This is a genomic window from Duganella guangzhouensis (assembly GCF_009674535.1).
Classification (GTDB): domain Bacteria; phylum Pseudomonadota; class Gammaproteobacteria; order Burkholderiales; family Burkholderiaceae_D; genus Rugamonas; species Rugamonas guangzhouensis.
On sequence record NZ_WKJK01000006.1, the window covers coordinates 272,195 to 285,822 of the forward strand.

Below are 13,628 nucleotides of genomic sequence, written 5' to 3' on the forward strand. Positions count from 1 at the left end.
CGTTTTTTGCAGTTCGTCACATCCCGGTGGATGGACGGATAGCCCTTGTCTATAGTTCACTCAACGCAACGAACTATTCAACCCCAAGGAGCTCAAAATGAACATCGCAAAAAACATGGAAGCCATCTTCGTCGCCACCGTCGTCGTGATCGGCGCCACCTCGTTCGCTACCGCCGCCGTACCTGTGGCACGCACCGCGCCAGTAGCCGCCATCAAAGCCGAAGCGACCACCATGCCTACCGTGACGGTGACCGCCAAACGCCTGACCGCCGCTGAAAAAGCAGCCCTGTAATTTCAACCCGGAGCACGAGATGAAAACCACTTTCAAAGCGATCATCCTGGCGGCAGTACTGAGCAGCGGCGCACCCGCCGCGCTGGCCGCCGATGTCACCAGCGAAGCCCGCGTTGTCGATGCGCGCACGGTGAACATCGAACTGGATGGCGTCATCAGCCTGAAAGTGAAGCAAGGCGCCAGCGCCGCGCTGACCATCTACGGCGAACCGGAAGCAGTGAAGAAAGTGGTGGTCGAACAGAGCGGCGACACGCTGCACATCGGCACCAAGAAAATGAACAGCATCAGCTTTGGCAACAAGCGCGAACTGCGCGCGGAACTGACGCTGCCCAATCTGCGCGAAGTTAAATCCGCCGGCGTGGGTGCGACTGAAGTGAGTGGATTCAACGGCGACAATCTGCGCCTGTCGCTGGACGGCGCGGGCTCGGTGAAAGTCGACGCACAATATCGCAACTTCGACGTCCGCCTCGGCGGCGTGGGCGGCATGACCGTCAACGGCGGCAATAGCGACAAGGTCGAATTGCATCTTAACGGTGCTGGCCACATCGAAATGAGCGGCCAGACCAAACAACTGTACGCCAGCCTTGGCGGCGTTGGCAGCCTCGATGCGCAGCAGCTGCGCGCGGATGCCATCGACGTCAACCTGACTGGCCTGGGCAGCGCTTCGGTCTATGCGAAGAACAGCGCCAATCTCAAATTAACGGGCATGGGTTCGGCCAAAGTCTACGGCAACCCAGCCACTCGTAACGCCAGCGCACGCGGCATGGGCAGCGTCAGCTGGCAGTAAAGATTGCGCCGGCCTGCGTGGCCGGGCACCGGAAACACATGGGTGTGTTTTTACCGTCCCAAAGGAGGCCACTCCTTTCGGACGGTTTTTTTTATCTGAGATAGCGCGCGTCGTGACCGAGCACGATGCGCATGTCGGCGTAGGCGATGCTGTTGCGGCGCTGTTGCAAGGGTAGCTTGAGGCGCAGACTGAGCGCTTGCGCCATCTTCTGCTGATCGTGCTGATATTCGATACGGCTGTTCGGCACCACGAATGGCTTGACGTTCGACAGGCGTACTGTCTTCAGGCCATCCACATCCAGCGAGCGCGCCAGCCGCGCGGCGGCGCCAGTGATGCCGTTGCCGTTGCTGATTTCGAGGCGCACCAGATCGGGCGCGGCCGGAATGCGCAGCACCTCCACCAGCGCCGGGCCGAGTCGGCGCACCTGCGTGCGCGGCATATTATCTGCTACAGCTTCGTCGCGCGCCTGCTTCAGAATTGCGTAGTCCTGGCGCGCGTCGTGCGCGCGCAGCGAGGCCGCTTGCAGATACATGCTGGCGGCGCGTTCGCGCTGGCCGGCGACGGCCAGCGCTTCGGCCAGTTGCTCCCAGCGCTGCGGATCGAGCGGATCGCGCATGCACGCCTGCTCCAGCGGCGTAATCTTGTCCTCGGCCGGCGCTTCAACCTGCACATTGGTGCATGCCACCAGCAGCACGCAGGTGATGAGGATGGATTGCTTCATCATGGCCTCCTAGTGAGTGAGCTGCATCATGCGGTAGATCTGAATGCCGGCGGGACCGATCAGCACCAGCATCAGCGTCGGGAAGATGCAGAAGATCAGCGGGAACAACAGCTTGAGCGCGATCTTGGCGGCGGCTTCCTCGGCCAGCACGCTGCGCTTGCCGCGCAGGTTATCGGAGTGGATGCGCAGCGAATCGCCCATGCTGGTGCCGAAGCGTTCCGACTGAATCAGCATCGCCACCAGCGTGTCCACATCCTCCACGCCGCTGCGCAGCGCCAGATTGCGCAAGGCGCGCTCCTTGGTGAAACCGGCGCGCATCTCCATCAGCGCCAGTTGCAGTTCCTGCGCCAGCGCCACGCTCTTGATGTGGATCTCGCCCGCCACCTTGGCCAGTGCCCGTTCCAGGCTCAGGCCCGCTTCCACGCACACCGTCAGCAGATCCAGCGCATCGGGGAAGTTTTCGAAGATTTCTCGGCAGCGCGCGGCGGCCTTGTGCGACAGCACGGCATTGGGCAGGTAGTAGCCGATGCCGGCAACCAGCAACAACAGATACATCCCGCCTGTCAGCGACAGCGCGCCGCCTACCGCCGCCAGCGCCGGCAGACCAAGCGCCAGCAACGTCTTGGCCGCGAAGTACAGCGAAGGCGCGGCCGCGCTGCGCCAGCCGGCGTTCATGAAGCGGGTACGCAGCGGCGACCTTTCCCAGCCATCTTCCGGCAGCGACAGGCGAGAAAATGGCTGCGCCACCTGCGCCACCTTTTCCACCCAGCCGGCGCTGATCGGATCTGGCGCGGCTTCGGTCGGCTCCATTACCTCATTCAAGCGCTCGCGCAAGGCGGCCGGCTGAAATACCGCCAGCGCGGCCACGGCGATGCCGGCGGCCACCACAAACACCACGGCCAGGAAAGCGACCTGCGCTGCGTTCATAGAATCTCCTTTCAGACGCGGATGCGTATCACATTGCGCATCCACAGCACACCGCCGGCCGCCACCGCCACCGCGTACCACATCAGCGTGACGCCGATCGGATCGGTCCACAGAACCTTGATGTAGGCTGGATTGGACAGCAGCATCAGCCCCATCACGCCCAGCGGCAGCAAGCCCAGTATCCAGGCCGACATGCGGCCCTCGGCCGACATCACGCGCACCTGCGCCAGCAGCTTGAGGCGCGCCCGTATCAGCCGGCTGATATTGCCGAACACCTCGGCCAGATTGCCGCCCGACTCACGCTGGATCAGCACCGCGATCACCAGATAGCGCAAATCGGTCAGCGGCACCCGCAGCGCCAGGTTGTGCAGCGCTTCGTTCATCGGCACGCCGTAGTTGATTTCCTCGTAGGCGAACTTGAATTCGCTGGCGATGGGGTCGGGCATTTCCTCGCCCACCATCTGCATCACGTTCGCGAAGGAATGGCCGGCGCGCAGCGCGCGGCCAAGGAAGTCTGCCGCTTCCGGCAGCTGTTCCTCCAGCTTGCGCAAACGCGTGGCACGGGCGCGCATCAGCAACAGCCACGGCATGGCGACCGCCAGCGCCAGCACGCCGAGGGCGGGCAGCAATGGCATGCCCAGCATCTGCGGCAGCAGCAGACCGGCCGTCATCGCAGTCAGCGAGAAACCGCCAAACTGCGCCACCGACCAGCGCACGCCGGCCTGCAGCAGCAGCCGGTCCAGCAAAGCCAGGCCGGCGATACGGCGCAACTGCTTTTCCAGCGCCGGATTGCTGCTGTAGGTGCGGCGCTTGAGAATATCAATCCGCTCGATACCGCCCTTGCCGCCGGTTGACATCAAGCGCAGGCGCTTGGAGATGCGCCGCGCCGCGCCGCCATGCGCACCGGACCACCAAAGCCAGGCGCCCTCTATCATCAGGATCACGGCCGCGAACAGCATCACGGCAAAGGCGGTGAAGATGCCGTCCATGGCGCTACTCGTAGACCTTGTCCGGATCGAACACGCTGTCCGGCACCGGCACGCCGAACATGCGCAGCCGGTCGGCAAAGCGCGGCCGCACGCCGGTGGCGTAGAAGCGGCCTTGTACCTTGCCCTGCGCATCCACGTTTTTCTGCTCGAAGCGGAAGATCTCGTGCATCGCGATCACCTCCCCTTCCATGCCGGTGACTTCCTGCAGGCTGACCAACTTGCGCGTGCCATCGGTCAGACGCGACACCTGCATCACCACCGTCACTGCGGAGCAGATTTGCTGGCGAGTGGCGCGCGGCGTCAGGTTGACGCCGGCCATGCCGACCATATTCTCCAACCGCGACAAGGCATCGCGTGGCGTGTTGGAGTGGATGGTGGCCAGTGAACCTTCGTGCCCGGTGTTCATCGCCTGCAGCATGTCCAGCGCTTCCGGACCGCGCACCTCGCCGAGGATGATGCGGTCCGGCCGCATCCGCAGCGCATTGCGCACCAGCGAGCGCTGATTGACCTCGCCCTTGCCTTCGATGTTGGGCGGCCGCGTCTCCAGCCGCACCACATGCGGCTGGCGCAGCTGCAGCTCGGCTGCATCCTCGATGGTGACGATGCGCTCATGCGCCGGAATAAAGCCGGACAGCAGATTCAGCATAGTGGTTTTGCCGGAGCCGGTGCCGCCCGAGATCAGAATATTGACCTTGGCCTGCCCCAACGCCTGCAGCACCTGCACCATTGGCGGCGTCAGGCTGCGGTATTCAAGCAGATTGGCCACCGTCAGCGGCTGCACGGCAAAGCGACGGATCGACAGGATCGGTCCATCGATCGCCAGCGGCGGGATGATGGCGTTGACGCGCGAACCGTCCGGCAGGCGCGCATCCACCATCGGACTGGATTCATCGACCCGCCGCCCCACGCGCGAGACGATCTTCTCGATGATCTTCATCAGATGGGCATTGTCGTTGAAGGTGGTCTCGGTCAGTTCCAGCTTGCCAGCGCGTTCGACATAGACCTGGGCTGCGGTGTTGACCAGGATGTCGGACACGCCGGGATCGGCCAGCAGCGGCTCCAGCGGCCCGAAACCCAGCATCTCGTGCTGAATGTCCAGCACCAGGTTATGGCGTTCGTGCTGGTTCAGCACAATGCGCTCTTCCTCGATGATGCGCTGGACCAGCAGCGCCAGCTCGTGCTTGAACTGCTCGGGCGTCAAGCGCTTCAGGCGTTCCAGATCGATGCGGTCCAGAATGGTCTGGTGCATGCTCTTCTTCAGTTCCTGGTAGGCGGCTGCGGCCAGGCCCGGCGGGCCGTTGTTGGTGCGGCCATCATCGGCCAGCGAAAGGCGTTCTCGTAAGCTCATCGTCCTCCTCCATCGTTGCGGCCAAAGATGCGGTCGAACAGACCCTTAGTTTCCGACACGCGGCGCGCCGCCACCAGTTCCACCAGCTCCGACAGGCTGCGCGCCACATTGCTGCTGCGCGACAGCTGCAGCACCGGAATGCCCTGATTGACCGAGTCGGTCGCGGACAGGTAATCGTTGGGCACCGTGTGCACCACATCCGCGCCCAGCGCCTGTTCCAGATCCATCAGCCGCAGCTTGCCGCCCTTTTCGTAGCGGTTGACGATCAGCCGCACCCGATCATTCGGGTAGCCCAGCGAACGGAAGATGTCCAACAGGCGGCGGCCATCGCGGATGTCCGGCAGCGCCAGTTGCAGCACCGGATAGATGGTGTCCGCCTGATCCAGCGCGCGCAGCGAGATGGCGTCGATCTGGCGGCCGACGTCCAGCACCACGAAGTCATAGTGCTGGCGGGCGATGCGCAGGATGGCGTCCATGTGCTCCGGCTTCATGGTGACCGAATGATTGGGGTCGTCCGCCGCCGCCAGCACGCCGAAGTTGGATGCCACGTGCACCAGGCAGGAATCGAGGAAAGCGCCATCCATGCGGCTGATCTGGGCGCAGATGTCGGATAGCGTCATCGCCGGCTTCTGGTCGGACACGTACAGCGTGGCATCGCCAAACTGGCCGTGCAGGTCGATCAGAAGCACCTTCTTGTCGGCCAGTGCGGCCAAGGCGTAGCCGAAGTTGGTCGATAAAAAAGTAGCGCCGCTGCCGCCCTTGCAGGAGATGAAGGCCAGCACCTTGCCGTCGCGGACCGAGCTGACGCCGGCCGCCACTTCGATGCGGTCCATGGCTTCATGAAAGGCGCGGTGCACCAGCGGCAGCGGCAGCACTTCGCGCATGCCGGCGCGCATGGCGCGGATCAGCAGATCCTGTTGCGGATCGCGCGTCAGCAGCATGAAGGAGGCCAGCGGATACAGCTTGCTCAGGCGGTCCACCAGTTCGCCCTCCTCCTGGCCGACATCGCTGGCATCCAGCACCACCAGCTCCGGTGACTCCGGCAACTGGCGCTCAACCGCGTCGCGCAGGCCGTTGCGCGACGCCACCAACTGCACCGCCGGCATGCGCGCCGAGCCCTGCGCCGCGATCTCCGCGTGCAGCAGGCTGTCCTTGCTGATCATGAGCGCCTTCATTTGGCGCCGCCGTTGACGAGTGACGGCTGCTGCTCGCCAGCGGCTTTCTGATAGCGCTCATAAGCGGCGCGCGCGCTGCGGCCGTCCATGCCGGCTACCGGGTCGCGATTGCGGCCGGCATCCGCGTACAACACCTGCTGCGCCAGCGTCATGCGGGTGTCGAGGCCGAAGCGGTTGTCCCACTGCGGCGTGATGGGGACGGTGCTGTAAGCGCAGGCGGTCAGCATGCCTGACGCCAGCAGGATTGGTAAGTTGCGCATCATGGTTCCCTGGTTATTTGTGGTCTGTGCCCTGCTCCGGCGGTCCTTCCAGTCGACCGCCGAGGAACAATCCGGCGCGGCTGGGCGCCGTGACACTGTCGGTCGGCAGCTTGTAGTTGGCCGGTAGGGGCCGCACCAAGTGGGGTGTGACGACAAACAGCAGCTCGGTGCGGTCCTGCTGAAAGTCGGTGCTGCGGAATAGCGCGCCCAGCACCGGCAGTTCACCCAGCAGCGGCAGGCCGTTGATGCTGGCGGTCTGGCTGTTCTTGATCAGGCCTCCGATGGCGAAGCTTTGGCCGTCGTACAGTTCGACGGTGGTGGCGGCACGGCGGGTGGTAATCAGCGGCAGCACCGAGGTGCCGGAGATGCCGGCGGCCGAGATGCCGATGCCTTCACGCGAGATCTCGGAGACTTCCGGCGCCACCCGCAGGTTGATGCGGCCACCGGCCAGCACGGTCGGCGTGAAACGCAGGCCGATGCCGAATTCTTTTTCCTCCAGCGTGATCTTGTTGTTGTCCTGGGCGACCGGCACGTAGATACGGCCACCGGCGAGGAAGCTTCCTTCCTGGCCGCTAATCGCCATCACCGTGGGTTCGGCCAGCACGCGCACCAGCGCGTCCTGCTTGCCGCCGGCAATGCTGACGTGGTTACCGGCGGCTTTGCCGATGTTGAGCAAGCCTTTCAGCGTGCCGCTGACAAAGCTGGACGACAGCGCGCTGGCCCAGCTGCCGCCGCCCATGCTGAAAGTGGTGTTAGCTTCCAATGAGTCGAGCAGGGTTTTGGAGACTTCGGCGATTTTCACTTCCAGCATTACCTGCTGCGGCGCGCCGATGTTGAGGAAGTTGACGATGCGGGCGCCGGCCTGCGCGCCGGTGCCGACAGCGTTGGCGGCGCTGCCCTTGCCACCGACGTCCAGCGGTTGCGCGGGACGACGCACAAAGGCGGCCGCCAGTTCCAGCACGCGCGCGGCGGTGGGCGCGTCATCGACGGTGCCGCTGATGACCAGCGTGTCGCCGGCGGCGCTGACCTGGATGTTTTTCTGGTCCGGCATCAGCGAGGCCAGCGCCTGCTGCAGCGCTTCGGGATCGATGCCGACCACCACCTCGACCACGTTGCACAAGCCGCTGCGGCCCTGCACAATCATATTGCTGCTGCCGATGTCGACGCCAACCACATACAGCGTGTCCGGCGCCACCAGCATCGCCTGCAGCACGGCGGGATTGCCGACGCTGCGTGCCTGCACCGCTTCCGGCATCCGCATCAGCGTCGATTTGCCCAGCTGGAGCGACAGACGGCCGGGCTGCGCGGCCTGGCCGGTGCAACGCAAGCCGCCGCTGTCGGCCGGCGCCGATGCTGGCGCGGCAGCCCGCAGTGGCGCCACCGGCAACAGGGATAGCGTCAGCGCCGCGCACAGGGCAGCAAGGTGGGGCCGGCGCGGGCGCGCGGGTGGATGGTGGAAGTCCATGGCGCGCTCACAGGCATTCCCGCGTGCGCTGCACGCCCTCGATGACGCCAACGCAGGAGCGCGCTGGCGATGCGTTCGTCGCCAGCCGCGCGCGCGGCCGCGCCACCGCCGGCGGCGGCTCCGTTTGCAGCGCGCCGTCCGCGGCGGGCGGCGGCGTAGCGGCGGCCAGCTGATGACCAGCCAGCAGCGTGCCCTTGGTGGCGCCCTCGGTGGTGCCAGGCTGCGGATCGACCTGATTGCGCAGCACCAGCGACAGCGTGCCCACGCTGCGCGCCAGGTCCAGATTCTCGGCCTGCGCCGGCGTCACCTCCAGCGTCACCGCATTCACCACGCGCGGCTTGGTCTCGTCGCGGCCAACCTCCTGTGCCACCGCCAGCACCAGTATCCGCTCCAGCACAATCTTGGAAATCGCACTCTCATGCGCCTGGGTGTTGACGATGATGTCGACAAAATTCCCCGGCAATGCAAAACCGGCCACACCCACCACATCGTTGACGCGCACCGTGATCGCCCGCTTGCCCTCAGCGATCAGCGCCGACAGCCCGCCCAGCGTGCCGGCCGGCGCCAGCTTGGCCTCGCTCAGCGGCTCATCGCGCAGCACGCTGGTTTTCAGCACCCGGCCGGCCAGCTTGCTGCCATCGCGCAGCGCGCCGCGCGGCAGGCTGTCGGCCGGCCAGTCGATCTGCTTCAGCATCTCCGGCGTCAGGCGCTGACCGAGGCTGACATCCGTCGCCGCCACCACGATCTTGTTGCCGGCGCCGGGTGACTGCCGCAGCAGCCAGCGCGAGGCCAACGCCACCGCCACCAGGCCGAACACGATGGCCAACGCCATCATCAACAGTCCGCGCCGGTTCTTCATACAATGCGCGGCTCCACAACAGCGTCGACGGCGCGCGGCGCAGCATCGGCGAACATGCTGATCCAGGCCTGGTCCATCGTCGCCAGCGACATCTGCGGCGGCTCGCCCAGGAAGGCCGCAAAATCGACGATGCGGCTCAGGATCTCGCGCGGATAACAGGCCAGCAGCGGCAGCCCGCTGCCGGCGTGCAGCTCATCCAGCAGATAGCGCAGCGCCGCCTCATCGTAGGCCACACCCATGCCCAGACACTGCTGGCGGAACAACGCGCGGTAGTTGGCGGCGCTCAGCGCACCGACCGGAATCTTGTAGCCGACGCGGCGCAGCGCCGCCTCGTCCAGCAAGGCCGATGGCGACTGGCTGGTGGCAAACACCAGCCGCAAACGGCACGGCACCTGGAAGTGATAGCCGCCCGCCAGCGACAACGGACTGCGTTCCTGCTCCAGCGCCTGGGCGAAACGGTTCAGCAGACCGGCGGCCGGCACACGCTGGCGGCCCAGATCATCCACGATCAACAAGCCATTGTTGGCCTTCATCTGCGGCGGCGCGCGGTAGCAGCCGCTGGCCGCATCCGGCTGCAGGTCCAGCATGCCCTCGTCCAGCGACGCATCCAGCACCACCACCGGACGCTGACACAGCACCCAGCGCGGATCGCTGCTGCGCCGTTCATTCGCATGCTGCGCGCCGCGCGTCTGGCGCGGCAGCGGCGCGCGGTGCACCGCCGGATCATGCAGCAGCACGATGTCCTGTCCCACCACCACCGCGTGCGGCACCGCCACCAATCCTTGCAGCAGCCCGCCCAGGCGGCGCGCCAGCAGCGACTTGCCGCTGCCGGACGGGCCGTACAGCAGCATGCTGCGGCCGGCATGCATGGCGGTGCCCAGCATGCGCTGCACCGCTGGCGCCAGAAAATCATCGGCAAATTCGGCCGCCAGTTCATCGGCGCTCAGCGGCGGTGCCTGCAAGGCCTGGCGTTCGACCATGGCGCGGTAAGCTTCCAGCGTCACCGGCGCCGGCCCGGCGTAGGGGCTGCGCTCCAGCCACGCGCTGGCGCGCTGCTTGCCGGCGCTGGTCAGCTGGTACTGCACGTCGATGTCGGAATCGCCGCGCCACGCCACTTCCACCACATGCTCGGCCACCATAAAGTCCAGCACTTCGCGCAGCACATTGATCGACAGGTGCAACCGCGCGGTCAGCACCGGCAGATGGCTTTTGCCGCCGAGATAGAGCGCCTTGGCGATCAGCTCGACGATCAGCTGTTGCGCCAGGCCGCTGTCGCGCACCGATTTCGGCTGTGGCGGCAGCAAGGGGTCCGGCTCGGCGTCGAGCAATTGCGCGTATGGGGATGGCGGTTCGAGGGCAAGCATCTTGTTCTCCGCAGGAAATAGTTCGGCGTGGAATCAAGTTTAGCCAGTGTGTCCGTACGGATATTGACGTGCAGCAAGCTCAGCTCACAGATGCGGCCCCGCCACCACGGCCAGCGTGCCCAGCGCGATCGCCACCCCATAGGGAATGCCGCCGACGCTGGCCGATGGCACCAGCGGCACCGGCAATAGCGGTACGCCGAGCATGCGCCACAGCAAGGGCTTGCAGATCAGCGCCAGGTTGCGCGCGCTCTGGCGCCAGCGTCCGCTGAACAACAGCAACAGCAGCGCCAGCGCGCCGCCGATCAGATAGGAAACCACCGCCACCTTGAGCCCGGTCAACGGTCCGGTGAACGAAGCCACCATGGCCATCAGCTTGACATCGCCGGCGGCCATGCCGCGCAGCAAGTACAACGGCAGGAATAAAAAAAAACCGGCGACAGCGCCGGCCAGCCATTGCGACAGCGGCGCCCACGGCGGTCCGCTCAGCAGGTGCAGGATCAGCGCCAGCAGCAGCCCGCTGAGGATCAGCACATTGGGTATCTTGCGCACCGCCAGATCGGTCAGCGCCGCCTGCGCCACCAGGCAGATCAATATCACTTCGATCGCGTTCAGCATGATATTTCTCCAGAAAAAGGCTTTCCAGCCCGACCGCTGCCGGAAAGCCCCACGCCTTAGGACGTGGTGATCTTGCTGGCGATGTCCTGGAACGCGGTTTTCAGCGCCGGCCCCAGATAACCGAACGCGGTCACCACCGCCGCCACCATCACGGCGGCAATCAGCCCGTATTCGATCGCCGTAATACCATCCTCGTCATGCGCAAACTCCTTCGCTACTGCCATCAGCGAGTTCATGTCGACCTCCTTGGTTAGTCCATCAAAAGAACCTCTGGCGCCACGCCGCCGCGCCATTGCGTTCAACTATACGGACCACAGATTCACGAGAGTTGACGTCACGCAAGTTTTCCATGTGGAATCTTTTTTAATCTGTGCAGAGATGATTGTCGGAAAAAGGTTGCATTCTTCAGCAATGTAAGTTTTTTTTCATATACATGAATTGCCTCAATTGCAAAAAGCTATTATCCTGATCAGCTGTTTTTTGGAAAGGCAAATGGATTCCCTACTGAAACACATGGTGGACATGACCGGTCACCGCGATCACACGATGCTCGACATCTCGGTGATTTCTGCGGTGCAGGAGCTTGCCCACGCCGCACAGGTCCGTGTGTTGACGCTCGCCACCGTCAGGGGGAAGGTATTTGTCCGGCCGCGCGCCGTGGTGCTTGCCGGCGAGGCCGCGCAAATGGTGGACACCTCCGACCAGCTGCATCCAGGCGAGCCGATCGAGCACTATCCGGCGCTGGCGCAATGCATCGCCCGCCACGAATCCGGTGCCGACATCGCCAACGAAGCCGGCGAGCATACGCTGTGGCTGCCGATCTGGCTGGGCGACAAGGCCGATACCTGCCTGGAAATCGTCCATCCGACGCCGTACACCAAGGAAACCATCCACGTCATCGGCGGCATCGTCAGCGTTTACCGCAACTTCCAGAATTTGCTGGATTACAGCGAGCGCGATTCGCTGACCGGCCTGCTCAACCGCAAGACCTTCGACGACCAGCTGGCCAAGATGCTGGCCGCCAGCACCGAACAGGACTCGGTCACGCTGCCGGGCGAGCCGGAGCGCCGCGCCCATCGCGACGAGGAAAAACAATGGCTGGCGGTGGTCGATGTCGACCACTTCAAGCACGTCAACGACCGCTTCGGCCACCTGTACGGCGACGAAGTGCTGATCCTGATCGCCAATCTGCTGACGTCCTCGTTCCGCGCCCAGGACCGGGTGTTCCGTTTCGGCGGTGAAGAGTTTGTGGTGCTGCTGCGCTCGGCCACCCTGGACGACGCCAAGAAAATCATCGAACGCTTCCGCATGAACGTGGCGGCGCACGACTTCCCGCAGGTGGGCAAAGTGACGGTGAGTGTCGGCTTTGTCAGCATCAGCGCGCTGGAGGCGCCGGTGATCATTCTCGGCCATGCCGACCAGGCGCTGTACTACGCCAAGAGCCATGGCCGCAACCTGGTGTGTCACTACGACGAACTGGTCAACGGCGGCCTGCTGCAGGCCATCGCCTCCAACGATACGGCGGAATTCTTCTAGGCCGCGACCGTCAGGAAGCGCATCGGGTCGACATTCCACTTGGCCGGCGATTCATGGCCGACGATCTTGTCGCCGCCGCCAAAACCAACTCCGCGCGACAAATCCACCGTTTCCGGCTTGATGTAGACATTCTTCTTGGTATGGAAGAACACGTTGACCTTGGGCGCCAGCAGATTGGTTTCATGCGGCTCCACCACCACGCCCAGCCGTCCCGATTCCAGCAACACCATGGTGCCCACCGGGTAGATGCCCACGCAACGCATGAATTCCTGCGCATAGGTCGGGTTGAAGTGGAACTTGCTCCACTCGTAAATCTTGCGCAGCGCCGCCGCCGCCGACATGCCCTTGTGATAGACGCGGTCGGCCGTGATGGCGTCGTAGACGTCGACAATCGCCGCCATCTGCGCCAGCTCGCTGATCTCGTCGTTGGCCTGCTTGCCCGGATAACCGCTGCCGTCGCGCCGCTCGTGGTGATGCAGCGTGATGTCGAGCGGGATCGGGCCGATTTCCGGCGATTGCTTCAGGATGTTGTAGCCATCTTCCGGGTGCTTCTTGATGATGGCGAACTCTTCATCCGTCAGCGGACCCGGCTTGTTGAGGATGTGGTCCGGCACCAGCGCCTTGCCGGTGTCGTGCAGCAGGCCGCCGAGGCCGGCCTCACGGGTGATGTCCGGCGCCATATTGCGCGAGCGGCAGAACGCCACCAGCAGCGTGCACACACTGACCGAGTGCAAGAAGGTATAGTCGTCCTTGGTCTTGATGCGCAGCAGGCCGACCAGCGCGCCCGGATTACGCAAAATCGATTCGGTAATGTTCTGCACCACCGGCTGCACCTGGTCCAACTCGATCGCCTTGCCGAGCCGGGCGTCCTGCATCACGCTGCGCACCAGCGTCGACGCCTGATGACGGATTTGCACCGCGCGCTGCATTTCCTCGCCCAGCGAAACCCGGGTTTGCACCGGCGCCTTGGCGACGATTTCGACGATTTCGCGCTCGGTGGCGGCCTGGGCTTCGGCCAGCGTCGGCGCGTCCTGCACGTCCAGTCCCTTGGAACTGTCTATGACAACGTCGTGGATGCCGGCGCTGATGATCTTGCGGATCTCATCCTGGCTGGAAATCAGGAAGCGGTTGCGGATGAAGGGGTGGGTCATCCAGTCGCAGCTAAGGTCATGAATATACATGCCGACTTTCAGCTGCGAGGAATCGACTTTCTTTAACATACGGATACCCGTCAAAATAAGAGGCTGGAACACCACTGGGATGTATCCAGTATAACAAAACGTTGCCTAC

The 13,628-nt window shown here is 64.3% G+C and carries 15 protein-coding genes; 3 read left to right on the forward strand and 12 right to left on the reverse strand.

Features of this window, described 5'->3' with window-relative positions; translation table 11 throughout:
- Positions 1-97: 97 nt before the first annotated feature.
- Complete coding sequence (locus tag GJ699_RS13870) at positions 98-292, forward strand: hypothetical protein (protein WP_154377119.1); 195 nt, start codon at positions 98-100, stop codon at positions 290-292.
- 19 nt (positions 293-311) lie between these two features.
- Positions 312-1,079 carry a head GIN domain-containing protein gene (locus GJ699_RS13875; protein ID WP_154377121.1) on the forward strand — a complete coding sequence of 256 codons (768 nt, stop codon included), beginning with the start codon at positions 312-314 and terminating at the stop codon, positions 1,077-1,079.
- 91 nt (positions 1,080-1,170) lie between these two features.
- On the opposite strand, the gene GJ699_RS13880 is transcribed toward GJ699_RS13875, so the two are convergent.
- The 11 genes from GJ699_RS13880 to GJ699_RS13930 form a co-directional block, all read right to left on the reverse strand.
- On the reverse strand, positions 1,171-1,803 hold the full coding sequence (locus GJ699_RS13880; RefSeq protein ID WP_154377123.1) for a LytR C-terminal domain-containing protein: 633 nt from the start codon (positions 1,801-1,803) through the stop codon (positions 1,171-1,173).
- A gap of 6 nt (positions 1,804-1,809) precedes the next feature.
- Complete coding sequence (locus GJ699_RS13885; RefSeq protein WP_154377125.1) at positions 1,810-2,727, reverse strand: type II secretion system F family protein; 918 nt, start codon at positions 2,725-2,727, stop codon at positions 1,810-1,812.
- 11 nt (positions 2,728-2,738) lie between these two features.
- On the reverse strand, positions 2,739-3,716 hold the full coding sequence (locus GJ699_RS13890; RefSeq protein ID WP_154377126.1) for a type II secretion system F family protein: 978 nt from the start codon (positions 3,714-3,716) through the stop codon (positions 2,739-2,741).
- Between the two features lie 4 nt (positions 3,717-3,720).
- Positions 3,721-5,064 (reverse strand): TadA family conjugal transfer-associated ATPase, encoded by a 1,344-nt coding sequence (locus tag GJ699_RS13895; protein WP_154377128.1) that lies wholly within the window; start codon positions 5,062-5,064, stop codon positions 3,721-3,723.
- The gene (locus GJ699_RS13900; RefSeq protein ID WP_154377130.1) at positions 5,061-6,239 is read right to left on the reverse strand and encodes a CpaE/TadZ family protein; all 1,179 of its coding nucleotides are present in this window, start codon (positions 6,237-6,239) and stop codon (positions 5,061-5,063) included. Before GJ699_RS13900 ends, GJ699_RS13895 begins: the two co-directional genes overlap by 4 nt.
- The gene (locus GJ699_RS13905) at positions 6,236-6,502 is read right to left on the reverse strand and encodes a hypothetical protein (RefSeq protein ID WP_229262096.1); all 267 of its coding nucleotides are present in this window, start codon (positions 6,500-6,502) and stop codon (positions 6,236-6,238) included. The genes GJ699_RS13900 and GJ699_RS13905 overlap by 4 nt, the downstream gene beginning before the upstream one ends.
- Positions 6,503-6,512: 10 nt before the next feature.
- Positions 6,513-7,964, reverse strand: a complete 1,452-nt coding sequence (locus GJ699_RS13910; protein WP_154377133.1) for a type II and III secretion system protein family protein — start codon at positions 7,962-7,964, stop codon at positions 6,513-6,515.
- A gap of 7 nt (positions 7,965-7,971) precedes the next feature.
- Positions 7,972-8,823, reverse strand: coding sequence for a Flp pilus assembly protein CpaB (cpaB, locus tag GJ699_RS13915; protein ID WP_154377135.1), 852 nt, complete (start codon positions 8,821-8,823; stop codon positions 7,972-7,974).
- Positions 8,820-10,187 carry a DUF8689 domain-containing protein gene (locus GJ699_RS13920; RefSeq protein ID WP_154377137.1) on the reverse strand — a complete coding sequence of 456 codons (1,368 nt, stop codon included), beginning with the start codon at positions 10,185-10,187 and terminating at the stop codon, positions 8,820-8,822. Before GJ699_RS13920 ends, cpaB begins: the two co-directional genes overlap by 4 nt.
- Positions 10,188-10,271: 84 nt before the next feature.
- Positions 10,272-10,802 carry a prepilin peptidase gene (locus GJ699_RS13925; protein ID WP_154377139.1) on the reverse strand — a complete coding sequence of 177 codons (531 nt, stop codon included), beginning with the start codon at positions 10,800-10,802 and terminating at the stop codon, positions 10,272-10,274.
- Between the two features lie 56 nt (positions 10,803-10,858).
- Positions 10,859-11,038, reverse strand: coding sequence for a Flp family type IVb pilin (locus GJ699_RS13930; RefSeq protein ID WP_154377141.1), 180 nt, complete (start codon positions 11,036-11,038; stop codon positions 10,859-10,861).
- 256 nt (positions 11,039-11,294) lie between these two features.
- Here GJ699_RS13930 and GJ699_RS13935 point away from each other — a divergent pair, with 256 nt between their 5' ends.
- Positions 11,295-12,338, forward strand: a complete 1,044-nt coding sequence (locus tag GJ699_RS13935; protein WP_154377143.1) for a GGDEF domain-containing protein — start codon at positions 11,295-11,297, stop codon at positions 12,336-12,338.
- On the opposite strand, the gene GJ699_RS13940 is transcribed toward GJ699_RS13935, so the two are convergent.
- Positions 12,335-13,558 carry an HD-GYP domain-containing protein gene (locus GJ699_RS13940; protein ID WP_154377145.1) on the reverse strand — a complete coding sequence of 408 codons (1,224 nt, stop codon included), beginning with the start codon at positions 13,556-13,558 and terminating at the stop codon, positions 12,335-12,337. The two genes, GJ699_RS13935 and GJ699_RS13940, sit on opposite strands and share 4 nt — an antisense overlap.
- Positions 13,559-13,628 lie beyond the last annotated feature (70 nt).